The sequence below is a fragment of the Polaribacter sp. Hel_I_88 genome, assembly GCF_000687935.1.
Lineage (GTDB): Bacteria > Bacteroidota > Bacteroidia > Flavobacteriales > Flavobacteriaceae > Polaribacter.
This window is the reverse complement of record NZ_JHZZ01000001.1, coordinates 3540123-3563559: the sequence shown is the minus strand read 5'-3', so window position 1 is coordinate 3563559 and position 23437 is coordinate 3540123. Positions and strand designations below refer to the sequence as shown.

Sequence of the window (23437 nt, the reverse complement as noted above, 5' to 3'; positions counted from 1 at the left end):
ATTAATGATACATCAAATTAGAAAATTATATAATGAGGATTTTTCTGAAGAAAAGTATCAACTTTTTTTAGAAGATATTATCAATACACATAAGTACGTTCCAAAATTTAAAATTGCAGAAACACCTGTTTTTATTCCAGCAGCATTAAAAGAGAAGTTGATAAAAGCTTGTGATGATATTATGGCTGTTATCAATCAACCAAATTTTAAGGAGTTGACCAATGGTGCTTTTTTTGATGCCAATACAATTGTACCTAATGAAGATGAATATGCTAAATTTATTCAGTTCGATTTTGGAATCTGTAAAGACGAAAATGGAGATTTAACCCCAAAATTAATTGAATTACAAGGTTTCCCAACGTTGTATTTTTTTCAGGAATTATTAGGCAGCATGTATAAAAAACATTTCGGGAATGTAATTCCAGAAGATTTTTCACAACATGTAAATGGAATAAATCCAACAAAATATGTTGAGCTTTTAAAACAAGAAATTGTTGGCGAAACGAATCCGAAACAAGTAATTCTTTTAGAAATTGAGCCAGAGAAACAAGCAACTGCTGTCGATTTTTTTGCAACTGAAAAAAAGTTAGGCATTAAAATTTTGTGTATTTCTAAGTTAATTAAAAGAGGTAAAGAACTTTTTTATGCTGATGATGAAGGCAAAGAGATAAAAGTTTTAAAAATATATAATAGAATAATTTTTGATGAACTATTTCAAAGAGACGATTTAGAAAGAGAGTTCGATTTTTTAGATGAAGTTGATGTAGAATGGATTGGACATCCAAACTGGTTTTATAGAATTAGTAAATACACAATGCCACTTTTAAAAGGTGAATTTGTTCCAAAATCTTTCTATTTAGACAAACTAGAAACGATACCAGAAGATTTAGAGAATTATGTTCTAAAACCTTTGTATTCTTTTGCTGGAGCAGGAGTTCAAATTCACGTAACTCGGAAAATGATAGATGATATCACCAATAAATCTAATTATTTATTACAAGAAAAAGTTGCGTATGCACCCGTAATTCAAACAATGGATGAAAATGCTAAATGCGAAATTAGAATGATGTTGTTACACAATTCTAAAACCAACAAAACTGAGATTGTAAGTAATTTAATGCGTTTAAGCAAAGGAGAAATGGTTGGAGTAAAATACAATAAAGACAAAACTTGGGTAGGAGGTAGCACAGGTTTTTTTGAGCAATAAACTTAAAACTTTCCTGCAAGGTTTTCAAAACCTTGTAGGTATTTATCAAAAAATTATTTTATTAGAAACACCTACAAGGTCAAAAATAGACCTTGCAGGATATAAGTTTACCAATTAAAATTTACAAAGATTTATCAGGAGCAGGAATACTCGCGTGAAATTCATTTGCAATTCTATGGGTATATTTATCTAATAATTCTAATACTTTTTCGCTAGAATCAGAAACGACTATAAAGCCAATATGCCATTTTAAATCCATTCTCCACACAATTTCTTCATCTTTAAAACTGGTAGTATCTGGATGTTCAAATCTGCTTAAAGAAACTACAATCCCTGCATATTGATTTTTAGTTTTTGGTAATTTATAAATCTCTTTTTTAAGATTCGCAGATTCAATTTTAGCCCATTCACCCCAAAGGTTTATGCCAGAAGCATATTCAACCATTTCAGCCAAATTTGCGCCACCAACTCTTGATGATGTTTCTAAAAAGAATAATTCTCCAGTTTCTTTCGATTGAATAAATTCTGTATGAGAAGCTCCAAATTGCATTCCGAAAGCTTTCATAACCTGTTTATTCATTTTTTGCAAACCTTTTTCTATTTTAGAACTAATTTCTGAAGTTGCAGATCTAAAAATACCTCCTCCATGAGCTACTTCAAAAGGTGTGTCTAAATATTTACTAACTCTTGCAAATTTTACTTTTCCATCAACATTTAAACCATCTACATGAAAAACATCTCCAGGAGCAAATTTTTCTATCAAATAGTTGTCTCTTTCATCACCTAAATCATTTACAATTTGCCATAATTCGTCTTTAGAATGAATTTTTTTAATTCCAGTTGCAGAAGCTTCCATTCTTGGTTTTAAAAGCCAAGGAGCAGGAATTGTATCAGCATACTTATTGATAGCATCATTACTAAAAAGCGATGTAAATTTTGGCACATTAACACCTTCCTCTTCAGCTTTCATTCGCATTGCAAGTTTATCTCTAAAATAATGCGCAGTTGTTCTACCCATTCCTGGCATTCTAAAATGCTCACGTAAAAGTGCTACTTTTTCAACATCAAAATCATCTAAAGCTACAAAACGATCAAATTTTATTTCTCTAAATTTATAAGCAATTCCTTTAACAATATCTTCTTGTTTCCAATCATCAATATAAAAAACATCGTCTATAGAATTCCAAGGCCACTTTTCATTTTCAAGTTTTTTCTTGGTTAATAAGTATACATTATGTCCTTCTTTTTTACAGCTTTCCAAAAAAGGTTCACCTTTAAAATAAGTTGTAATACAAAGAAAATTTAAAGGTTTTTGAGACATAGGTTTAAGTTTTTAAGTTGATTTTAAATTTACAAAAAATGAAATTATTTATTAGCTTTTTCTTTAATGAAATTTGTAATTAATTGAATTCCATATCCTGTAGCACTTTTCATTTTTGCGTATTGAGAACTTCCAAAAGAAACTCCTGCAATATCTAAGTGCATCCATTTTGGATGTTTTTCTGTAAAGAATTCTAAAAATTTTGCTGCGTTTATAGCTCCTTCAATTGGTTTTCCGTTAAAGTTTTTAATATCAGCAACGTCAGATTTTAAATCGGCTTCATAATCCTCAAACATTGGCAATTGCCAAACACGTTCATGCACTTTGTACCCAACAGCAGACATTGTATTTGCCATTTCTTGATTCTCAGTAAACATTCCTGCAGCTGCATACCCAAAAGTTCTCACCACACTTCCTGTTAAAGTTGCAAGATCAATAATATATTCTGGGTTGTATTTTTTAATAGCGAAATTTAGTCCATCAGCTAAAACCAATCTGCCTTCTGCATCTGTATCTATAATCTCAATAGTTTTACCAGAATATGAGTTGATAACATCTCCAGGTCTATAACTATTGGCATCTACAGCATTTTCTGCGGATGCTACAATTCCGATTATATTGATGTTTAGTTTTAATTTTGCCACCAATTCTACAACACCTAAAACTACTGCAGCTCCACCCATATCACTTTTCATGTAGTGTAAATTGGTAGATGGTTTTATGGACAATCCTCCAGAATCAAATGTAATTCCTTTCCCAACCAAAGCAATATCAATAGTTTCAGTATCTTTTGCTTTATATTCGTTGATGATGACAACTGGCGGATTTACGCTTCCTTTTCCAACTGATAAAACAGCATCAAAACCTTGTTCTTCTAATTGTTTTTGTTTTAAAACTGTACACGTATAAGAAGCTTCTTTTGCTGATTTTTCTGCCCAATTTCCTAAATATTCTGGAGTTTTTACATTAGGTGGAGCATCAACCAAACCTTTAATTTTATTGATAGTTTCGCCAGTAAACTTGCCCTCTTCAAGAATGTTTTCAATATTTTTTGTTGATGAAATAACAACTGTAAACTCCTTTTTATCTTCTTTTTTAGATCTGAATTCGCCAATTGTATATTGACTCATTTCTAACCCAATAACAGTTTTTAAAAGTTCATCATCATTTAAACCATCAGCATAAAGCTGAATATCATTGCTCCAATATTTACATGTTTCAAAAGCAAACTTCTGAAATGTACTTTCTATTTGACCAGCATTTTTATCTTCACCTAAACCAACTAGATAAATTCGGTTTCCTTTTGTTCCATAAATTAAAAGGTGCGTATTAAAACTTCCATCAAAGTCTGGATTTGCAATTGGTAAAAACTCTTGAATTGATTTTAAATCGTCTTTTTTACAAGGTAAAATAAAATCTTTGGTAGTATCTATACTTTTTATGTGTGTAAATTTCATCTTAGTTTATTTGTTATAAAAAAGCCATTGTATGGCTTTTGGGAATTCTTTGCGCCAATGTACTTCTGAGTGATTTCCTTCATCATTAATAGAAAAATGGAAATCTATCTGATGACCTTTCCCCATTTTTTGATTGATAATGTTGCCAAGTTCAATTGCGTTTGGCAAATGTTCTTCACTTTCTTTTCCTCCAGAATATAAATAAATTTTAGCTTTTTCTAGTGGAGCAAAACTGTTAGTGCTTTTATAAATTTTTCTTGAAATCCATAAACTTGGTGAAAAAATCATCAATTTCCCAAAAGTTCCTGGATTAGATAAACCTGCATGTAAACTTATTAATCCACCCATAGAACTGCCTCCAATTCCTGTGTTTTCAAAATCGGTAAGTGTTCTGTATTTTTCGTTGATGTATGGAATTAATTTTTCTGTCATAAACTGAATGTAAAATGTGCCTTTTCCTTGTCCAAAACGTGGATGATAATAAGGTAAGTATTCATTTATGCGTTCTTTTTCTCCATGATTTATGGCAATAATAATAATATCTGCTTCTCCATGTTCAGCTAGTTTAGCTAAAGATTTATCGATTGCCCAATCTCCATACTGAGACATTGGGTTGAATAAATTTTGGCCATCTTGTAAGTACAAAACAGGATATCTTTTGTCTGTTTTGTAATAATCGTGGGGTAAAAGTGCAGAAATTCTTCTTGTGGCGTTTAAATGTGGAATTTCATACGCTTCTTCTATGGTTTCGATAATTGGGGTAAAATCTGTCAACGTCATATGCTTTCTTTAAAAAAACAAAAATACTGTTTTTATAGATGTATAAAATAAAATTGAAGATATGTTTTAAAGAAAAAATCCTAATTTTTACATTAGGATTTTAGTTATTAATATTCAATTTTGTCTCGTTTTTCAGACCATTTTTGAAAAGGTTCTAGAGCAATTTCTCGTCCAACTTGTTCAAAAGGAATGCTTCTTTTTTCGTAAGGCAATGGAATTTCTTTGTAAATAAATTCGTCATCAAAACCAATATCTGCTGCATCTTGTTGATTGCTTCCATAATACACTTTGTCTGGTCTTGCCCAATAAATTGCGCCTAAACACATAGGACAAGGTTCGCAAGAAGTATAAATTATACAACCATCTAACTGAAAAGAGCCAACATTTTTACAAGCATCTCTAATAGCAGTAACTTCTGCATGTGCTGTAGGATCGTTTGTAGATGTAACTTTGTTATTTCCACGACCAATAATTTCTCCATCTTTTACAACGATACATCCAAAAGGACCTCCTTCATTATTACTCATTCCTTTTAAAGCAGCCTTTACTGCTTCACTCATAAATTCTTTGTGTTTACTCATATTATTTTTTAAGTTAAAAAAAAGCTGTAAAGTTAATTACAGCTTTTCTATAATTTATATTATTAAAGTCTATTTCAAACTTCCTGTCATTTCTTCTGGTTTTACCCAAGCATCATATTCTTCTGGAGTAACGTACCCTAAACGTACAGCTTCATGTTTTAAAGTTGTTCCATTTTCATGAGCAGTGTTTGCAATTTCTGCAGCTTTATAATACCCAATTTTGGTATTTAAAGCAGTTACTAACATTAAGGAATTGTTCACCAACTCTGTAATTCTAGTTCTGTTTGGTTCAATACCAGCAGCACAATTTTCATCAAAAGATCTACAAGCATCTCCAATTAATTGCGCAGATTCTAACACGTTTGCAGCCATCATTGGTTTAAAAACGTTTAATTCATAATGCCCTTGAGTGCCACCAACTGTAACAGCAACATCATTACCCATAACTTGTGCGCAAACCATTGTAATAGCTTCTGCTTGTGTAGGATTTACTTTTCCAGGCATAATAGATGAACCAGGTTCGTTTGCAGGAATAATAATTTCTCCAATTCCAGATCTTGGTCCAGAAGCCATCATTCTAATATCGTTTGCAATTTTATTTAATGAAACTGCTATTTGTTTTAAGGCTCCATGCGTTTCAACTAAAGCATCATGAGCAGCTAACGCTTCAAATTTATTTTCTGCTGTTATGAATGGCATTCCTGTAAATTCTGCAATATATTTTGCCACTAAAACATCATACCCTTTTGGCGTATTTAAACCTGTACCAACTGCAGTTCCTCCTAACGCTAATTGACTTAAATGCTCTAACGTGTTATCTAGTGCTTTTAAACCAAAGTTTAATTGAGAAACATACCCAGAAAATTCTTGACCTAAGGTTAGGGGAGTAGCATCCATTAAATGCGTACGTCCTATTTTTACAACATCAGCAAATGCCTCTGATTTTGCTTTTAAGGTATCTCTTAATTGCGTAATTCCAGGAATTGTATTTTCTACAATTTTCTTGTAAGCTGCAATGTGCATTCCTGTTGGAAAAGTATCATTTGATGATTGAGATTTATTTACATCATCATTTGGTTGAATGGTTTTATCTCCTTCACCAATTGTTTTTCCAGCAATTTCATGAGCTCTGTTTGCAATCACTTCATTCACATTCATGTTAGATTGCGTACCTGAACCTGTTTGCCAAATTACCAAAGGAAATTGATCATCATGTTTACCAGCTAAGATTTCATCACAAACTTGTGCAATTAAATCTCTTTTTTCTGATGATAAAACACCCAATTCACAATTTGTATATGCAGCTGCTTTTTTTAGATACGCAAAACCATATACAATTTCTAAAGGCATAGAACTTGCTGCACCAATTTTAAAATTATTTCTAGAACGTTCTGTTTGTGCTCCCCAATATTTATCTGCTGGCACATTTACGTTACCCATTGTGTCTTTTTCTATTCTGTATTTTGTCATTTTTTGGATGTTTTTTAAGAGTAACAAATTTACACAATCTAAAATGATTACAGATAAACAGTTTTGTATAAATCCTGTTAAAAGTTTTTTTAATTTATTCGCACAATTTGAAAATATGTGTTATTTTTGTAACATAATATTTACAAATTTTCAACAATGTTAGATTTTTCTCAATTTTCAGGATTAGTTTTATTCATGTTTATTTTTACAGCTGGTTTTTGGTTGTTAATATTCTTATTAACTTTTGTAGTTCCTTATTGGATTGGAGGAACAATTTGGGAAAACTTTAAATTAAAGAAAGAAGCAAAAGAAGCTGCTGAAGGAAAGTAGTTTTTAAAATATATTTTTATATAAAACTCGTTCAAGGAATTGAACGAGTTTTTTTATGGTATTAATTTGAAAAATTATTTCGTGAACAATAAGTTAACTTAAAAGGTGCTAGTAATTGAGAAGTTAAATTATTTGTTATTTATTTTAATATGAAAGGTTGATAAAATTATCAATATTGTATTTAATACAAATTTTGATAGAGCTGAGAATTAAAATATCAATTCCATAAAACACAAAAAACTCGTTCAAAAATTTGAACGAGTTTTTTATAAGTTTGAGTAAGTGCGTTAAGGATTGAAATGGCATCCTTTTTTCTTTTTCGGAAAAAAGATATAATGGAAAGCCTGTTAAAACGCCCAAAGACTATCCTTCATAATCTTCTCCACCACCAATATCTTCTCTGTTTTCTCTAATTTCTTTTTTCTTTTGATTAAAACGATATACAAAACTTACTCTAACTTGTGGTTCTCTCCATTGAAACTCTGAATATTGATCTAAAAAACCTGGTAAATTTGTAGTTCTTCTACTAATTGAGCTGTTAAAAACATCGCTAAAATTTAAACTAATAGATGCTTTTTCTTTTAAAATATCTTTACTTGCAGCAAGATTCATACTAAAAACACCTTGACTTTCTGTTTGCGCATTTCTATTAGGACCTCTATAATTTGAGTTAATTTGTAAATCGATTTTAGAAGGCAATGTTATTTTTTGATTCAATCGTATAAAAAATGCAGTGTTTTCAAAGTCGAAACTTTGTGTAACATTGGTAGTTGGACTTGTGTAATCTCCATCAGTTGTTACATGAAATAAATTAAAATCACTATTGATGTTCCAAACTTTAAAAGGTCTGTAGTTTAAGGTAAATTCAAAACCTAATCTTTCTTCTGTAGACAAGTTTACTGGAAACCTTCTTGTTATTGGATCTCCATTATCTGTAATTTCTCCTGTATTTTCTTGAATTCGTTCCCAATTATCATTACTAATATTATAGTAAATTGAAGTACTTAATGTAAATTTATCCCAACGTTTTAAATACCCTAAATCTACTGCATCTGTAATTACAGGATTTAAATCTACATTACCACTGTAAATATTACTTTCACTAGATCTGCTTGGAAAAGGATTTAAACTTCTTCCTCTTGGTCTTCTAATTCTTTTATTATACCCTATTGTAAAACTTTCACTATCATTTAATTCGTAGCCAACGTTAATAGTTGGGAATAAGTTTCCATACGATCTTTCATCATTGGTTGTAGATGTTTGTTGTACAATTTCTATGTTTGTGTATTCATAACGTAAACCTGCTAACAATGAAATTTTATTAAATTTTTGACCATATTGAAAATAGGCAGCATTTACAAATTCTTCGTAATTAAATGAATTATTTAAACCAGCATCTGGTATTAGTTCTCCATCAGGAAAAGTTTGTCTTTCTGCTAAATAAAAACTATTAAAAATATCTCTATAATTACCTCTATAACCTGCTTCAAACTGAATATCTTCTCCAACAGGATGCACATAATCTATTTGTAATAAACCACTATTTTCATCTTGATCTTCTAAAACCAATTCTAAATCGTTTAAAAGATTTGCTTGTGTGTCTACTTCTGTAATATTATTTAATTTGTCTTCTGCTTCTGTAGAATATTGTAAGTTGATTGATAATTTTTTACCAGTATCATCAAAATTATTTACATAATCTAAGGTATATTGTACTCTTTGCTCATCTTCTCCTTCACCTTCTGTTCTAAAAGTAGCTTCGTTAATACCTCCCTGAGCGTTAAATCTTTGAATATCATTCGTATTCACATCATCATCATTTCCTTTGCTAAATATTATATTTCCAATAATACTTGATTTTTCAGTTAGATAATATTCTGCTCCAAAACTTGTAAATATTGATCTTCCTAACCTGTCAAAATTTCTTTGTTCAACAACTTTTGCATTTTGAGTAGAAGAAGAGAGATAATCAGAATCTGAAAAAGCATTTCCTGGAGTTTCATTATATCTAAAACCAGTGTTTGTAAAAAGATTCCATTTTTCTGTTCTCCAGTTTGCGTTAAAAGCAGTACCTACTCTTGCAGGATATCCTAAATCTAACTGAACAGAACCGTTAAAACCTGTTAATTTATTTTTTCTTAAAATGATGTTTAAAATACCAGCTGTTCCTTCAGCATCATATCTTGCAGATGGAGAGGTAATAACTTCTACCTTTTCTATTGCTTCAGCTGGAATTTGTCTTAATGCTTCTGCACCATTCATACCCACTAATGCACTTGGTCTTCCATCAATTAAAATGGTTACGTTTTCGTTTCCACGCAAACTAACTGCTCCTTCAACATCTACTTGCACAGAAGGTACGTTTCCTAAAACGTCGCTTGCATTACCACCTCTAATTGATAAATCTTTACCAATATTAAAAACTTTTTTATCTAAGCGAATATCAACCGTTGTTTTTTCTGCGATAATAACGACTTCATCTAAAGCCTTTGAGTCTTCAGATAACTTTATAGTTCCTAAATCTAAATCACTAGTAATATTTTGTTTGGGATATTTTTTAGAATTGAAAGAAATAAATTCTACACTAATTTCATAATTTCCTGTTGGAGTTTTAATATCAAACTTACCTTCCATATCTGTAATTCCTCCAGAAATTTTTTGAGTATCCGTGTTTTTTAACACAATGGTTGCGTACTCTAAGGGTTGGTTTGATTTTGAGTCTACTACTTTTCCTGTAATAGAAATTTCTTTAATTGGCATTGCCATTTGAGAAAATAAAACTGATGCCGAAAAAAGGCAAAAAATAAAAATAGATATTTGTTTAGTCAAAACTTTTTAATTTAAGATTTAATGTAAGACTACAAATGTCCTTTTAAGTTTAGTCTAAATAAGTTAAAAATAAGTTAAACAAAATTCGGTGAAGTTATTTAGAGCAATTCTAAAATATTTTCTGGAGATTTGCCCATAATTTCTTTGAATCCTATCTTAATCTTCCTATTTCGACTACGCTCAATATAAACTCGGGAAGAAACTCATACTTTTGAAAAAGTAATTTTAAATTTATAAAATTGACTTTATATTTTCAGGAGGTCTTCCAATAACTGCTTTATCATGATTAATGACAATTGGTCTTTCTATTAATTTAGGATTTTGAACCATTGCTTTGATGATTTCTGAATCCGAAAGTTCTTTTCCTTTATATTCTTCTTTCCAGATTTTCTCTGTTTTTCTTATTAATTGAATTGGGAAGATTTCTAGTATTTCTATGATTTCTTTCAGTTCTGTTTCTGATGGAACATCTTCTAAATATTTTACAATTTCGAATTCTTGACCAGAATTTTCTAAAATCTGTAAACCTTCTCTAGATTTTCTGCATCTTGGATTGTGGAATATTAAAAGCCCCCTTTCTCCCAAAGGGAGAATATCTTTAGTTTTAGTCATTTTGTAATCGATTTAATTATTGCGTTTTTAAAAAAATTCCACAAAGATTAGAGTTTCTTCCCTTTGGGAAGGCTAGTATAGGCCTCTATTTCTGCCCATTCAACATTAAATAAGCTTTTAAAAACGGATTGATATCGCCATTCATAACATTATCTACATTGCCAGTTTCGTGGCCTGTTCTAACATCTTTTACTAATTTATAAGGATGCATTACGTAATTTCTTATTTGACTTCCCCATTCGTTTTTTAATTTGCCAGATTCAATTTCATCTCTAGCAGCTTGTTGTTTTTGCAATTCAATTTCGTACAATTGAGACTTTAGCATTTTCATGGCAGTTGCTCTATTGTCATGCTGAGAACGTGAGTTTGAACAAGAAATCTGAATACCTGAGGGTTTGTGAGTTAACTGAACTTTTGTCTCAACTTTATTCACATTTTGTCCTCCAGCTCCACTTGAACGTGCAGTAACAATTTCTACATCAGCAGGATTTATGTCAATTTCAATGGAGTCATCTGCCACAGGAAAAACATATACAGATCCAAATGTTGTATGGCGTTTTGCATTGGAATCGAAAGGTGAAATACGCACCAATCTATGTACACCATTTTCCCCTTTTAGCCAACCAAAAGCATAATCGCCTTCAATTTCAATAGTAATTGTTTTGATACCCACAACATCTCCTGCTTGATAATTGAGTGTTTTTAGTTTAAAACCTTGCTTTTCTGCCCACATTGTGTACATTCTAGAAAGCATTTCTACCCAGTCGCAACTTTCTGTTCCTCCAGCCCCAGCAGTAATTTGTATGGTTGCAGATAAAGAATCGCCTTCTTCTGAAAGCATATTTTTAAACTCAATATCTTCTAAAAATGTACTCGTTTTTTCATATTGATTTTCTACATCTTCTGCTTCTGCTTCACCTTCTTTATAAAAATCGTAAAACACATTTAAATCTTCATTTAAACGAATTATTTGGTTGTAATCGTCTACCCATTTCTTTTTAAAACGGAGCTCTTTCATTAACAATTCAGCAGCTTTTGGATCGTTCCAAAAATTAGGATCTACCGTTTTTTCTTCTTCATTGGCTATTTCTATGAGTTTTTTTTCGATTTCTAAATAACCTTTTAGTTTCTCAATTCTAATAGCAATATCTTTAAGTTGGTCTTGTGTAATCATACAAGAACAAAAATAAATGAATTTTTAAGATTTCAAGTTTTTTAAGTTGATAGATGTTTGGAAATTTTATAAAGATGGTTTTAAAATATTTTAACGGATATACGTTGAGAAAAAAATCACAGAGTTTCGTTTAGGAAAAATAAGATTTTTACTATAATTATTGTTTTGAAATTAAAATTATTGCGTAATAAGAAGTTTCTCTGTGAATCTCATTAAAAACTTTGTGCAACTCTCTTTAACAAAAAAAAGAAATTAGATTTTAAAAGACTTTTACTTTATTTTCTTTAATTTAGAAAATTGTAAAAAGTTGCAGAAATTATCAAAAGAAAAATGTTTAAAATAAATGAGTAAAGAATTAAATAGTGCTTTGTTTAGTGAGTTTTCTCAAATTATTGAAAAAGGAAAATTACAGTTATTTGCTAGCGTTAATAGTATATTAACAATTACATATTGGCAAATTGGTAAAAAAATAAACGATCATATTTTAAAAAACGAACGTGCAGAATATGGAGAAAAAGTAGTTAAAAATGTGGCAAAAGATTTAGAAAATCAATTTGGACGAAGCTACACTTTGCGAAATGTTAGAAGAATGATGCAGTTTGCAGAGCAATTTGATGATATAAACATTGTGACACCACTGGTGACACAATTGAGTTGGAGTCATTTTTTACAACTATTGCCTTTAAAGTCAAAGGAACAAAAGATGTTTTATGCTCAAAAATCTATAGAAGAAAAGTGGAGTAAAAGGGTTTTAATTCATCAAATCCAAAGAAAAGCTTTTGAAAGAAAAGAAATTGCAACTCTGCAAACCATAAGCGAATTACAAGATTTACAAAACACTTTTAAAGATCCGTATTTTTTGGATTTTTTAGGATTAAAAGATGGGTATTTAGAAAATGATTTAGAATCAGCAGTTATAAAAGAAATAGAAAATTTTATTTTGGAATTAGGTGTAGGTTTTTCTTTTATCGAAAGACAAAAAAGAATTATTTTAGACGAAAAAGATTTTTATTTAGATTTATTATTTTTCCACAGAAAACTAAAAAGATTGGTAGCCATCGAATTAAAAATTGGCGAATTTAAACCAGCTTATAAAGGCCAAATGGAATTGTATTTAAAATGGCTAAATAAATATGATAAGCAAGAAGGAGAAAATAATCCTATTGGTTTAATTCTTTGTGCAGGTAAAAGTAATGAGCAAATAGAACTTTTAGAAATGCACAAAGATGGAATTATGGTTGCTGAATATTGGACAGAATTACCGCCAAAAAAACAATTAGAACAAAAATTACACTCTTTATTAATTGAGGCTAAAGCTAGAATTCAGCAAATCAAAAATTTAAAATAATTAACTAAAATTATAACTTATAACACAAATTACAAGATGAAAAAATCAATACTTATACTTCTAATAATTTTCTTTTCTTTTGATGGATTTTCTCAATTTTTTGAAGAAAAAACAGCTAAAAAATTGCAAGAAGGCATTACAAAATACGAAGGCTACATTCCTTTTTATTATAATGAAAACAAAGACAAGATATTTTTGCAAATAGAAAATTTAGATACTGAATTTTTATATGTAAACGCACTTTCGCAAGGAATTGGTTCTAATGATATTGGTTTAGATCGTGGACAATTGAGAGGTGGAGTGGTTGTCTATTTTAAAAAAGCTGGAAATAAAATATTAATGATTCAGCCAAATCAAGATTTTAGAGCCATTACTGATAATGAAGAAGAAAAAAACTCGGTAAAAGAAGCGTTTGCAAAATCGGTTTTACATGGTTTTGTTATCAACCAGGAAAAAAATGGCGCTTATTTAGTAGATGCAACTGACTTTTTTATGAGTGATGCGCATGGAGTTGCAACCACTTTAGCTAGAAATAATCAAGGAAATTATAGTTTAGATAAAAGTAAATCGGCTTTTTATTTAGAAAGAACAAAAGCGTTTCCAAAAAATGTTGAGTTCGATTTAATGCTAACCTTTAAAGGAACTCCAAAAGGATATAATATAAGAAGTGTAACTCCAGATGCAAGTTTGGTAACTGTGCATCAACATCATTCTTTTGTGGAATTACCAGATAATAACTACAAACCAAGAAAGTATGATCCAAGAGCTGGTTCTTGGCAAATGAGCTATTTGGATTATTCAACTCCTGTAAACGAATCAATTACAAAACGTTTTATTTATAGACACAGATTGGAGAAAAAAAATCCGAATGCAGCAATTTCTGAAGCAGTTGAACCAATTATTTATTATTTGGATAGAGGAACTCCTGAACCTGTAAGAAGCGCACTTTTAGATGGTGGACGTTGGTGGAATCAAGCTTTTGAGGCTGCTGGTTACAAAGACGCTTTTCAGTTTAAAATGTTGCCTGAAGGTGCAGATATGTTAGATGTTCGTTACAATGTTGTGCAATGGGTTCACAGATCTACAAGAGGTTGGAGTTATGGAGCCAATATTTCTGATCCAAGAACTGGCGAGATTTTAAAAGGTCATGTCAGTTTAGGAAGTTTGCGAATTCGCCAAGATTTTTTAATTGCACAAGCTTTGCAAGCACCTTATAAAAATAATACAGTTGATGATGATTTTGCAATGCAAATGGCAATTGCAAGAATTAGACAATTAGCTGCACATGAAATTGGACACACTTTAGGCTTCAGCCATAATTTTGCAGCAAGCACAAATGGACGAACTTCTGTAATGGATTATCCACATCCTAAATTCAGTTTAAAAAATGGTAAAATTGATTTTTCTGATGCGTATGACACTAAAATTGGTGCTTGGGATAAAGTAATTGTAAACTACTCTTATCAAGATTTTGCAAATGATAAAAATGAAGAAACTGAATTGAAAAATATTTTAGAAAATGCGTATGCAAGTGGTTTAAAATATTTATCTGATGCAGATGCAAGACCAACAGGAAGTGCAAGTGCAACAGCACATTTATGGGATAATGGAGACAATATTTATGATGAATTAATGAATCTTTTAAGGGTAAGAAAAACAGCCATTGCTAATTTTTCTTTGGATAATATAAAATCTAGCGAACCTTATTCTGTGTTAGAAGATGTGTTTGTGCCACTTTATTTTTTACATCGTTTTCAAACAGAAGCAACCGTAAAATTAATTGGAGGTTTGGAGTATTCTTATGCAGTAAAAGGTGGAAATCAAAAAGTGGTAGAAAGAGTTTCTGGAGATACAGAACTAAAAGCTTTAGCTGCAGTTATAAATACTATTGCTGTAGATGAAATTGCAATTCCTAAAGAAAAATTAGCACTTTTTCCTCCAAGAGCTTATGGGTATAATAGAACTCGCGAATCTTTTAATAGTAAATTAGGAGTTGCTTTCGATGCTTTTTCTGCTGTAGAAACTGCTTCTGAAATGACGCTAGATTTATTGTTGCATCCACAAAGAATATCTCGATTAATTGCACATAAAAGTTTAGACGATTCACAATTAGGGTTTAATGAATTAGTTGATATTTTAATAATAAATACAATCAGAAAAAATCATAAAGATACGTATTACCAAGAGTTGCAAAATGTTGTAAATACGCAGTTTTTAGAAGCATTAATGTATTTATCAACCTATAAAAATCAATACCAACAAGTAAACGCAATTGCAATGTTTAAGCTACAGGAAATTAAAGAAATCCTTGAAGGCAAAAATACAAAAGGTGTTCAAAAAATATACGATGCTGCAATGATAAAAACGATTGATGGCTTTTTGAAGAATCCAACTTCATTTAAAAAATCGTCAGCACCACAAATTCCTGATGGTTCTCCAATTGGAAGTAGCCCTTTTTAATTCCATATTATTTCTTTGCGTTTAAATTCAAATTATAAAAAAAGTACATCAAAAAATTATGATTATAGACCTTATTTCAGATACAGTTACAAAACCAACAAAAGGAATGTTGGATGCCATGATGAGCGCAAAAGTTGGCGATGATGTTTTTCAAATGGATCCTACAGTAAATGCGTTACAAGAAAAAGTGGCAAAAATGTTTGGAATGGAAGATGCGTTGTTTTTTCCATCAGGAACTATGGCAAATCAAACTGCTATAAAATTACACACAAATCCTGGAGATTTAGTGATTGCAGATAAATATGCCCATATTTATAATTACGAAAGTGGAGGAGTCGCTTTTAATTCTGGCGTTACTTGTAAATTGATTGATGGAGAAAGAGGCATGTTTACAGCCAATCAAATTGAAGATGTAGCAGCTGTAAAACCACAGATTTATTTGCCACTCACAAAACTAATTTCTCTTGAAAATACTACAAACAAAGGAGGAGGAGCTTGTTGGGATTTTGAAGAAATTAAAAAAATACAAAAAGTTGCCCAAAAAAATAATTTAAAATTTCATTTAGATGGAGCGCGTTTATTTAACGCTTTGGTTGCAAAAAATGAAACTCCAAAACAATATGGAGAATTATTTGATACCATTTCCATCTGTTTATCTAAAGGTTTAGGAGCACCAATTGGTTCAGTTTTATTGGGTTCTAAAAAAGATATAAATTATGCTTTAAGATTAAGGAAACTATTTGGAGGAGGTATGAGGCAAGTTGGTTTTTTAGCAGCAGCAGGAATGTATGCTTTAGATAATCATGTGGAAAGATTGGCAGAAGATCATCAAAAGGCAAAAGAAATAGGTGCACTTTTAGGAGCACTTTCTTACATCACAAAAGTAGAACCTATAGAAACTAATATTGTTATTTTTTATGTTGATAAAAAAATAGGTGATGAGTTTTTTATCAACAAAATGAAAGCAAACAATATTTTGCTAACACCAATGGGCGAAGGAAAAATACGTATTGTTACACACTTAGATTATACAGACGAAATGCATGAAATTTTACTAAAAGCATTGAAAAATTTCTAAAAATAGAAACGGAAAACTGGTGAAATTGGCGACGCAAAAATGCTTTTATTTTCATCATACAAAACATCATAACGAATACCAATAGCAAACCTGTTTTGATTATAAGCAATTCCTAAATGTAATGCTGGGAAGTTTGAATTGAAAGTGTTTAAACCTTGTGTTTTTTGGTTTGCAAAATAATAATCGAATTCGCCAGAAAGCTGAATATTAAATTTTGTTTGATATAATGAAATAATACTTGTGCTGTATGCAGTTGTAGAAAAATCATTTATTTCGCTATATAAATAACCAAGGCCTGCACCTAATGCAAAACCATTGTTAAAATTATAAATAGCACTTGGTGAAATACCAACAGTTGTTTGATTTCCAAAACCTAGCGTAAAGCCACCACCAAATTGCACATTCTCCCAAAAATCAGTTTTTTGCGAAAACGTTGTTAATGAAAAAATAGAAAATATTAAAACGATTATTTTTTTCATAAGTAAAAGATTAGTTCATAGAATCTAATTTGGCCAATTCTTTATAATTTCTATTTAACTTCTTTAATAAGAAACCATATAATAATTGATAAAATAACCACAATATACCTAAAAGTAAAAGTGTAGCTATTAAGGTTGCTAAAATGATTAAAAATATTTGTTTGTTATTTAAATCTTCGAAATTATTATTGATAGATGCTATGGTAACTACTATCATCACCAACGCTAAATAGCTCAAATTAAATAAAACATAATCTCTAACTGTTTTACGTGTTTTAATAATTTTTTTCATTAAAATTTTTGTGGAATCTGTTGTTGAAATTCTTTTATAATTTAGATAAAACATAGCTAAAAAATAAAATAAAATACCATAAGCTGCAATTTGAGAATAAAAAATAAAATTTTCCAATCCCATTTTTTTATACTCAGTATATGCTTCATCCATATCAACAATAAAATAGGCAGAGTTTAAAATAACAAACTCTAAAATACCTATTATAAATATCCATTTTACAATTGATGACGATTTGGAATGTGCCAACTTGTAAATTTCTAAAGAAGATAATTTTTTAGTATCTTCTGGCTGGTTAATCCAAGCTTTTTTATAATTTTCTAATAAATCCATATTTATGGGTTTAAAATGTTTTTTAATTTTTCTTTTGCTCTGTTCATTTTTACTCTAGCATTTACAGAAGTTATTCCTAATGTTTCAGCTATTTCTTTGTAAGGTTTATCTTCTAAGTACAAAAAAATTAAAGCTTTATCAATATCATTTAAATGGTGAATTGCTTTGTATAAAGAGGCTAATTGCTTTTCTTCAGTGTCATCATATTCACTTCCTTTTATTTTGTATGCAAAATCACTTATATCTTGTGTTTTAATTCTTCTTGTCGATTTTCTATATAAAGAAATCGCTGTATTTAAAGCTACTCTATACATCCAAGTGCTAAATTTGGAATCACCTCTAAACTTTGGGTAGTTTTTCCAAAGCTGAATGGTAATCTCTTGAAACAAATCGTTATGAGCGTCTTTATCTGTAGTATAAATTCTACAAATTTTATGCGCAATATTTTGGTTTGTTTCAAAGTCCGATAAAAATCTAGTCTCTAAATCTTTCTGCACTTTAAGTATAGTTAGTTAATTTATTAGTAGTTTAAAAAGAAGAAATGTTACATTTTTCTAAAATAAATTTTATTATCAATTTAAATTATTAGATTTGTTAAATATAAAATTAAATAAATTGAACAATATAAAACAAGATTTTTCCATAAAAGACCTTGAAAATATTTCTGGAATTAAAGCGCACACAATTAGAATTTGGGAAAAAAGGTACAATTTATTAACTCCCAAAAGATCTGAAACAAATATTAGGTATTATACACCAGAAGACTTAACAAAGCTTCTTAATATCGTTTTGTTAAACAATAATAATTACAAAGTATCTAAAATAGCAGCAATGTCAGATGAAGAAATTATCCTTCAATCTAGAGAATTGGCTTTTAAAACTGCTATTAATGATGAAGCCATCAATTCTTTTAAAGTATCGATGTTTCAGTTCGATAAAGTTTTGTTTAACAACACTTATAGCACTTTACTTCATAAAAAAACATTTAGAGATATTTTTAAAGATGTATTTATTCCTTTTTTAGAACATATTGGTTTATTATGGCATACAGAAACTTTATTGCCTGCTCATGAGCATTTTATATCAAATTTAATTGCACAAAAAATCCAAATAAATACAGAGAAATTACAATTTAATATTATCAATACAAATAAAACCTTTGTGTTGTTTTTACCTGAGAATGAAATTCATGAATTAGGATTGTTGTACTTAAATTATGAATTAGTTTTAAGAGGATTTCACACCATATATTTAGGTCAGAGTTTACCATTAAATAATCTTGATTACTTTTTAAAAGGTGAACGCGAAATTTGCTTTATAGCAGCTTTAACAATACAACCTTATGATGATAAGATAGAAAAATATTTTAATGATATTAATGAGATAATGACCAACACTAATAACGAATTTATAGCAGTTGGTAGAAAAGTGCAAAAGGTGGAACATTTAGATTTAGGTTCAAATATTATCTTGTACAATTCTATATCTGATTTGTTAAAAGTCTTATAAAGTTTTAATCTTATAAAATAAATTGTTTAATTAATATTTATATTTGTTAGACAAATCAACTAAATGAATAAAAAAGTATACATAATAGGTTCTGGTTTTTCCTCTTTATCAGCCTCTTGTTATTTAGCAAAAGAAGGATATGAAGTTACTGTTTTAGAAAAAAACGATACTTTAGGAGGTAGAGCAAGACAATATAAAAATGAAGGTTTTACCTTCGATTTAGGACCTTCTTGGTATTGGATGCCAGATGTTTTTGAACGTTTTTTTGCAGATTTTGGCAAAAAACCTTCCGATTACTATATTTTAGATAAATTAAGTCCTGGTTACGAAGTTTATTTTGGTAAAAACGATTCTTTTAAAATATCTGATCGTTTAGAAGAAATTTATCAACTCTTTGAAGAAGAAGAGAAAGGAAGCTCAAAACATTTAAAAAGTTTTTTAGATTCTGCAAAATCCAACTACGAAACTGCAATTTTAGATTTGGTTTACAAACCAGGTATTTCTCCTTTAGAGTTAGTGAATTCTACAACAATTGCAAGAGTAAGTCAATTTTTTTCAACAATAAGAACACAAGTTCGTAAAAACATAAAAAGTCAAAAATTAATTCAAATTTTAGAGTTTCCTGTTTTATTTTTAGGTGCAAAACCTAGCAATACTCCAGCTTTTTATAACTTTATGAATTATGCCGATTTTGGTTTAGGAACTTGGCATCCAAGAGGAGGAATGTATAAAGTAGTTGAAGGTATGGTTACTTTAGCAACAACTTTAGGCGTTAAATTTCAAGTGGAAGCCAATGTAGAAAAGATTTTGGTTGATGACTCCAATAGTGTAAAAGGTTTAGTAGTTAATGGCAAAGAAGTTGAAGCTAACTTAGTTTTAAGTGGTGCAGATTATCATCATACAGAAACTTTATTGCCTCAAAATTTAAGACAATATTCAGAGAAATATTGGGCCAAAAAAACCTTTGCACCTTCATCTTTGCTATTTTATGTTGGTTTTGATAAAAAAGTAAAAAATGTAAGTCATCACACCTTATTTTTTGATACAGATTTCGATTTACATGCAGTAGAAATATATGACAAACCAAAATGGCCAACAGCACCATTATTTTATGCAAATTTTACATCAATTACAGATGTAACTTCTGCTCCTGAAGGCAAAGAAGCTGGTTTTTTCTTAATACCTTTAGCACCAGGAATTGAAGATACAGAAGCATTAAGAGAAGAATACTTTCATAAAATATTAGACAGGTTTGAGGCTTTAACAAATCAAAAAATAAAAGATAGCGTTCTTTTTAAAAGATCTTTTTGTGTAAAAGATTTTGAACAAGAATACAATTCTTACAAGGGTAATGCTTATGGAATGGCAAATACGCTTTTACAAACTGCGTTTTTAAGACCAAGAATTAAGAGTGGTAAAGTAAATAATTTGTATTTTACGGGTCAATTAACAGTGCCAGGTCCAGGTGTTCCTCCAGCATTAATTTCTGGAAAAATTGCAACGGACTTAATTAAAAAAAATCAAAAGTAGTATGAAAGAATTGTTTGATAGCGTTTCTAATAGTTGCAGTGAATTGGTTACTAAAAAATATAGTACCTCTTTTTCTTTGGCTGTAAATACGTTGTCTCCGAAAATAAGAGCAGATATCTATAATATTTATGGATTTGTTCGTTTTGCAGATGAAATCGTAGATACTTTTCATGATTTTGATAAAGAAAAATTAATGGCGCATTTTGAGCGCGATTATTATTTTGCTTTAGAACAAGGTATTAGTTTAAATCCTATTTTAAACTCTTTTCAACAAACTGTTAAAAGATATAATATTCCAGATCATATGGTTCAAGCTTTTTTAAAAAGCATGAAAGCAGATTTGAATAAAACAGAATATAATACCAAAGAAGAGTATGATGAATACATTTACGGATCTGCAGATGTTGTAGGTTTAATGTGTTTAAAAGTTTTTGTGAATGGTGATGATAAAATGTATGAAGAATTAAAAGATGCAGCAATGCGTTTAGGTTCTGCATTCCAAAAAGTAAACTTTTTAAGAGATTTAAAAGACGATTTTGAGCTGTTAAGTCGTTCTTATTTTCCGAATATAGACTTAGGAAAATTAGACAAAATATCAAAACAACTTATTATTGATGAAATTGAAGCCGATTTTGATTATGCTTATAATAACGGAATTTTAAAATTACCAGTAGAAGCAAAATTCGGAGTTTATATGGCATATCGTTATTATAGAAGGTTGCTAAAAAAGCTAAAATCTGTGCCTTCAGAAAAAATTATGGATACAAGAATAAGAATTTCTGATCCAATGAAAATAAATTTACTGGCTAGGAGTTATGTTAAATACAAATTGAATATAATTTAAACATGTTAATTTTTGTTACTTTAGGTGTCTTTTTATTGATGGAGTGTGTAACCTGGCTTACACATAAATATGTGATGCATGGTTTTGGTTGGTTTTTGCATGAAGATCATCATGAACCTGGTTATCCTCACGTTTTCGAAAAAAATGATGCTTTTTTTATAATTTTTGCAATACCTAGTGCAGGTTTAATTTATTATGGAGCTAACTCATCTCATACTTATTTGTTTTTTATAGGTTTAGGTATTTTATTTTACGGAATTGCATACTTCTTAGTGCATGATGTTTTAATTCACCAAAGGTTTAATTGGTTTAAAAGAACTAATAATTGGTATTTAAAAGGATTAAGAAAAGCGCATAAAATTCACCATAAAAATATGGGCAAAGAAGATAGCCAATGTTTTGGGATGCTTTTTGTCCCTTTTAAGTACTTTAAAGAATATAAAAAAAGTAATTAATCTTACTTAATTATCTCAAAAATTAAGTTCTAATGTAAAGTTTAAGCAACAATGATAAAATACGATTATATAATTGTTGGTGCAGGAGCTTCTGGTTTAATGACAGCATTTAGAATGGCAAAAGACCCTTATTTTGCTAATAAATCAATCTTAATTTTAGACAAAGAAAAAAAAACTGACAACGATAGAACTTGGTGTTTTTGGGAACAGGCTAGTGGAGAGTGGGATGATATCTTAAACTATTCTTGGAGTAACATACAATTTTCATCAAACTTTTATTCATCAAAAGAAAACATTACTCCTTATAAATATAAAATGATTAGAAGTGAAGATTTCTATCAAAAAATATGGAAATCTTTAGCGAATAAATCAAATATTACTTTTATACAAGAACCTGTCACAAAAATATTTCAAGAAAAAGAACTTGCCAAAGTTGTTACTTCTCAGAATATTTATTTTTCAAAAAATATCATCAATAGTATTTTGTTTTCTGATGATTATAAAAAACAAACAAAATACCCAGTTTTACAGCAGCATTTTGTCGGTTTTTTTATCAAAACAAAAGAAAATTATTTTGATAATTCCACTGTTACTTTTATGGATTTTACAGTAGAACAAAGAGGTAACACGCGTTTCATGTATATTCTTCCGTACAAAAAAAATGAAGCGCTTTTTGAATACACGCTTTTTTCTGCTGATTTATTACCTTATGATGAATACAAAACAGAAATTGAAAAATATTTGTTAGAAAAAGGAATCACAGAATACGAAATTGTAGAAAAGGAGCAAGGTTCAATACCTATGACTTGTTATGAGTTTTGGAAAAGTAATTCAAAAAACATTCTACATATTGGCACTGCAGGTGGTTGGAGCAAAGCAAGTACAGGATACACTTTTAAAAATATTGATAAAAAAACAGTTCAATTAATTAATCATTTAAAACAAGAAAAATCATTAAATACGTTTCATAAAAAGACTAATTTTTGGTTTTATGATTTATTGCTATTAGATATTTTAGCAGAAAACAATCATTTAGGAGCAGCTGTTTTTGCAAAAATGTTTAAAAATGTATCTCCACAAAAAATATTTAAATTTTTAGATGAAGAAACATCAATCTTTGAAGATTTAAAGATTTTTGTAAAAATGCAGAAAAGATTATTTTCTAAAGCATTATTTAAAAGAATATTTTAAAAATATTTTTATTTTCTATATACTTTAAAACGCTATTATTTTAAAGTGTAAGTTTAATAAAGTGTAATTTCAAAACTTTATAAAATCATATAAATTATTGATGTTGCAAACAAGATACTTTAACAAGTATTATAGTTTACAGGTATAACAGTATAGC

21 protein-coding genes are annotated in these 23437 nt (G+C 29.5%); 10 read left to right on the top strand and 11 right to left on the bottom strand.

Annotation, left to right across the window (positions count from 1 at the left end; genetic code table 11):
- The first annotated feature begins 4 nt into the window (after positions 1-4).
- A complete protein-coding gene (locus tag P161_RS0115930) occupies positions 5-1207 on the top strand; it encodes a hypothetical protein (RefSeq protein WP_026777891.1) in 1203 nt (400 codons plus the stop codon).
- 121 nt (positions 1208-1328) lie between these two features.
- Here P161_RS0115930 and P161_RS0115925 read toward each other — a convergent pair whose 3' ends face one another.
- The 5 genes from P161_RS0115925 to fumC all read right to left on the bottom strand — a co-directional run bounded on the left by P161_RS0115925 (position 1329) and on the right by fumC (position 6816).
- Entirely contained in the window at positions 1329-2528 is a 1200-nt protein-coding gene (locus P161_RS0115925) for an acetyl-CoA carboxylase biotin carboxylase subunit family protein (protein ID WP_026777890.1), read from the bottom strand.
- A 44-nt stretch (positions 2529-2572) separates the two neighbouring features.
- Complete coding sequence (locus P161_RS0115920) at positions 2573-3985, bottom strand: M17 family metallopeptidase (protein ID WP_026777889.1); 1413 nt, start codon at positions 3983-3985, stop codon at positions 2573-2575.
- Between the two features lie 6 nt (positions 3986-3991).
- Positions 3992-4765: an alpha/beta hydrolase gene (locus P161_RS18800; protein WP_051605781.1), complete on the bottom strand. Its 774-nt coding sequence runs from the start codon at positions 4763-4765 to the stop codon at positions 3992-3994.
- A 107-nt stretch (positions 4766-4872) separates the two neighbouring features.
- Positions 4873-5346 (bottom strand): nucleoside deaminase, encoded by a 474-nt coding sequence (locus tag P161_RS0115910; protein WP_026777888.1) that lies wholly within the window; start codon positions 5344-5346, stop codon positions 4873-4875.
- Positions 5347-5415: 69 nt separating this feature from the next.
- Positions 5416-6816 carry a class II fumarate hydratase gene (gene fumC / locus P161_RS0115905; RefSeq protein ID WP_026777887.1) on the bottom strand — a complete coding sequence of 467 codons (1401 nt, stop codon included), beginning with the start codon at positions 6814-6816 and terminating at the stop codon, positions 5416-5418.
- Between the two features lie 156 nt (positions 6817-6972).
- Here fumC and P161_RS19820 point away from each other — a divergent pair, with 156 nt between their 5' ends.
- Entirely contained in the window at positions 6973-7146 is a 174-nt protein-coding gene (locus P161_RS19820; protein ID WP_026777886.1) for a hypothetical protein, read from the top strand.
- 363 nt (positions 7147-7509) lie between these two features.
- On the opposite strand, the gene P161_RS0115890 is transcribed toward P161_RS19820, so the two are convergent.
- From P161_RS0115890 to prfB, 3 genes are all read right to left on the bottom strand, one after another.
- The gene (locus tag P161_RS0115890) at positions 7510-9975 is read right to left on the bottom strand and encodes an outer membrane beta-barrel protein (protein WP_026777885.1); all 2466 of its coding nucleotides are present in this window, start codon (positions 9973-9975) and stop codon (positions 7510-7512) included.
- Between the two features lie 231 nt (positions 9976-10206).
- Positions 10207-10587 (bottom strand): arsenate reductase (glutaredoxin), encoded by a 381-nt coding sequence (arsC, locus tag P161_RS0115885; RefSeq protein ID WP_051605780.1) that lies wholly within the window; start codon positions 10585-10587, stop codon positions 10207-10209.
- 85 nt (positions 10588-10672) lie between these two features.
- Complete coding sequence (gene prfB / locus P161_RS0115880) at positions 10673-11761, bottom strand: peptide chain release factor 2 (protein ID WP_026777883.1); 1089 nt, start codon at positions 11759-11761, stop codon at positions 10673-10675.
- Positions 11762-12104: 343 nt separating this feature from the next.
- Between prfB and P161_RS0115875 the strand changes: the two genes are divergently transcribed.
- The 3 genes from P161_RS0115875 to P161_RS0115865 are packed head-to-tail and all read left to right on the top strand — an operon-like array spanning position 12105 to position 16647.
- Positions 12105-13109 carry a YhcG family protein gene (locus P161_RS0115875; protein WP_026777882.1) on the top strand — a complete coding sequence of 335 codons (1005 nt, stop codon included), beginning with the start codon at positions 12105-12107 and terminating at the stop codon, positions 13107-13109.
- A 36-nt stretch (positions 13110-13145) separates the two neighbouring features.
- Positions 13146-15569 (top strand): zinc-dependent metalloprotease, encoded by a 2424-nt coding sequence (locus tag P161_RS0115870; RefSeq protein WP_026777881.1) that lies wholly within the window; start codon positions 13146-13148, stop codon positions 15567-15569.
- Between the two features lie 58 nt (positions 15570-15627).
- Positions 15628-16647, top strand: a complete 1020-nt coding sequence (locus P161_RS0115865; protein WP_026777880.1) for a low specificity L-threonine aldolase — start codon at positions 15628-15630, stop codon at positions 16645-16647.
- On the opposite strand, the gene P161_RS0115860 is transcribed toward P161_RS0115865, so the two are convergent.
- The 3 genes from P161_RS0115860 to P161_RS0115850 are packed head-to-tail and all read right to left on the bottom strand — an operon-like array spanning position 16644 to position 18248.
- The gene (locus P161_RS0115860; protein ID WP_026777879.1) at positions 16644-17126 is read right to left on the bottom strand and encodes a hypothetical protein; all 483 of its coding nucleotides are present in this window, start codon (positions 17124-17126) and stop codon (positions 16644-16646) included. The two genes, P161_RS0115865 and P161_RS0115860, sit on opposite strands and share 4 nt — an antisense overlap.
- Before the next feature lie 10 nt (positions 17127-17136).
- The gene (locus tag P161_RS0115855; RefSeq protein WP_026777878.1) at positions 17137-17751 is read right to left on the bottom strand and encodes a hypothetical protein; all 615 of its coding nucleotides are present in this window, start codon (positions 17749-17751) and stop codon (positions 17137-17139) included.
- Positions 17752-17753: 2 nt separating this feature from the next.
- Positions 17754-18248, bottom strand: a complete 495-nt coding sequence (locus P161_RS0115850) for an RNA polymerase sigma factor (protein ID WP_026777877.1) — start codon at positions 18246-18248, stop codon at positions 17754-17756.
- Positions 18249-18366: 118 nt separating this feature from the next.
- On the opposite strand from P161_RS0115850, the gene P161_RS0115845 reads away from it, so the two are divergent.
- The 5 genes from P161_RS0115845 (at position 18367) to P161_RS0115825 (ending at position 23280) form a co-directional block, all read left to right on the top strand.
- The gene (locus P161_RS0115845) at positions 18367-19260 is read left to right on the top strand and encodes a MerR family transcriptional regulator (RefSeq protein WP_026777876.1); all 894 of its coding nucleotides are present in this window, start codon (positions 18367-18369) and stop codon (positions 19258-19260) included.
- A 63-nt stretch (positions 19261-19323) separates the two neighbouring features.
- Positions 19324-20790 (top strand): NAD(P)/FAD-dependent oxidoreductase, encoded by a 1467-nt coding sequence (locus P161_RS0115840; RefSeq protein ID WP_026777875.1) that lies wholly within the window; start codon positions 19324-19326, stop codon positions 20788-20790.
- A gap of 1 nt (position 20791) precedes the next feature.
- Positions 20792-21634 carry a phytoene/squalene synthase family protein gene (locus P161_RS0115835; protein WP_026777874.1) on the top strand — a complete coding sequence of 281 codons (843 nt, stop codon included), beginning with the start codon at positions 20792-20794 and terminating at the stop codon, positions 21632-21634.
- A gap of 2 nt (positions 21635-21636) precedes the next feature.
- On the top strand, positions 21637-22089 hold the full coding sequence (locus tag P161_RS0115830) for a sterol desaturase family protein (RefSeq protein WP_036841598.1): 453 nt from the start codon (positions 21637-21639) through the stop codon (positions 22087-22089).
- 51 nt (positions 22090-22140) lie between these two features.
- Positions 22141-23280 carry a lycopene cyclase family protein gene (locus P161_RS0115825; protein WP_026777872.1) on the top strand — a complete coding sequence of 380 codons (1140 nt, stop codon included), beginning with the start codon at positions 22141-22143 and terminating at the stop codon, positions 23278-23280.
- The last annotated feature ends 157 nt before the right edge of the window (positions 23281-23437 follow it).

Coding starts and splice junctions, on each gene's coding strand:
- P161_RS0115855 (WP_026777878.1), bottom strand. CDS start 17,751: ATGGATTTATTAGAAAATTATAAAAAAGCTTGGATTAACCAGCCAGAA.
- P161_RS0115830 (WP_036841598.1), top strand. CDS start 21,637: ATGTTAATTTTTGTTACTTTAGGTGTCTTTTTATTGATGGAGTGTGTA.
- arsC (WP_051605780.1), bottom strand. CDS start 10,587: ATGACTAAAACTAAAGATATTCTCCCTTTGGGAGAAAGGGGGCTTTTA.
- P161_RS0115930 (WP_026777891.1), top strand. CDS start 5: ATGATACATCAAATTAGAAAATTATATAATGAGGATTTTTCTGAAGAA.
- P161_RS0115865 (WP_026777880.1), top strand. CDS start 15,628: ATGATTATAGACCTTATTTCAGATACAGTTACAAAACCAACAAAAGGA.
- P161_RS0115860 (WP_026777879.1), bottom strand. CDS start 17,126: ATGAAAAAAATAATCGTTTTAATATTTTCTATTTTTTCATTAACAACG.
- P161_RS0115835 (WP_026777874.1), top strand. CDS start 20,792: ATGAAAGAATTGTTTGATAGCGTTTCTAATAGTTGCAGTGAATTGGTT.
- P161_RS19820 (WP_026777886.1), top strand. CDS start 6,973: ATGTTAGATTTTTCTCAATTTTCAGGATTAGTTTTATTCATGTTTATT.
- P161_RS0115840 (WP_026777875.1), top strand. CDS start 19,324: ATGAATAAAAAAGTATACATAATAGGTTCTGGTTTTTCCTCTTTATCA.
- prfB (WP_026777883.1), bottom strand. CDS start 11,761: ATGATTACACAAGACCAACTTAAAGATATTGCTATTAGAATTGAGAAA.
- P161_RS18800 (WP_051605781.1), bottom strand. CDS start 4,765: ATGACGTTGACAGATTTTACCCCAATTATCGAAACCATAGAAGAAGCG.
- P161_RS0115875 (WP_026777882.1), top strand. CDS start 12,105: ATGAGTAAAGAATTAAATAGTGCTTTGTTTAGTGAGTTTTCTCAAATT.
- fumC (WP_026777887.1), bottom strand. CDS start 6,816: ATGACAAAATACAGAATAGAAAAAGACACAATGGGTAACGTAAATGTG.
- P161_RS0115825 (WP_026777872.1), top strand. CDS start 22,141: ATGATAAAATACGATTATATAATTGTTGGTGCAGGAGCTTCTGGTTTA.
- P161_RS0115920 (WP_026777889.1), bottom strand. CDS start 3,985: ATGAAATTTACACACATAAAAAGTATAGATACTACCAAAGATTTTATT.
- P161_RS0115925 (WP_026777890.1), bottom strand. CDS start 2,528: ATGTCTCAAAAACCTTTAAATTTTCTTTGTATTACAACTTATTTTAAA.
- P161_RS0115870 (WP_026777881.1), top strand. CDS start 13,146: ATGAAAAAATCAATACTTATACTTCTAATAATTTTCTTTTCTTTTGAT.
- P161_RS0115910 (WP_026777888.1), bottom strand. CDS start 5,346: ATGAGTAAACACAAAGAATTTATGAGTGAAGCAGTAAAGGCTGCTTTA.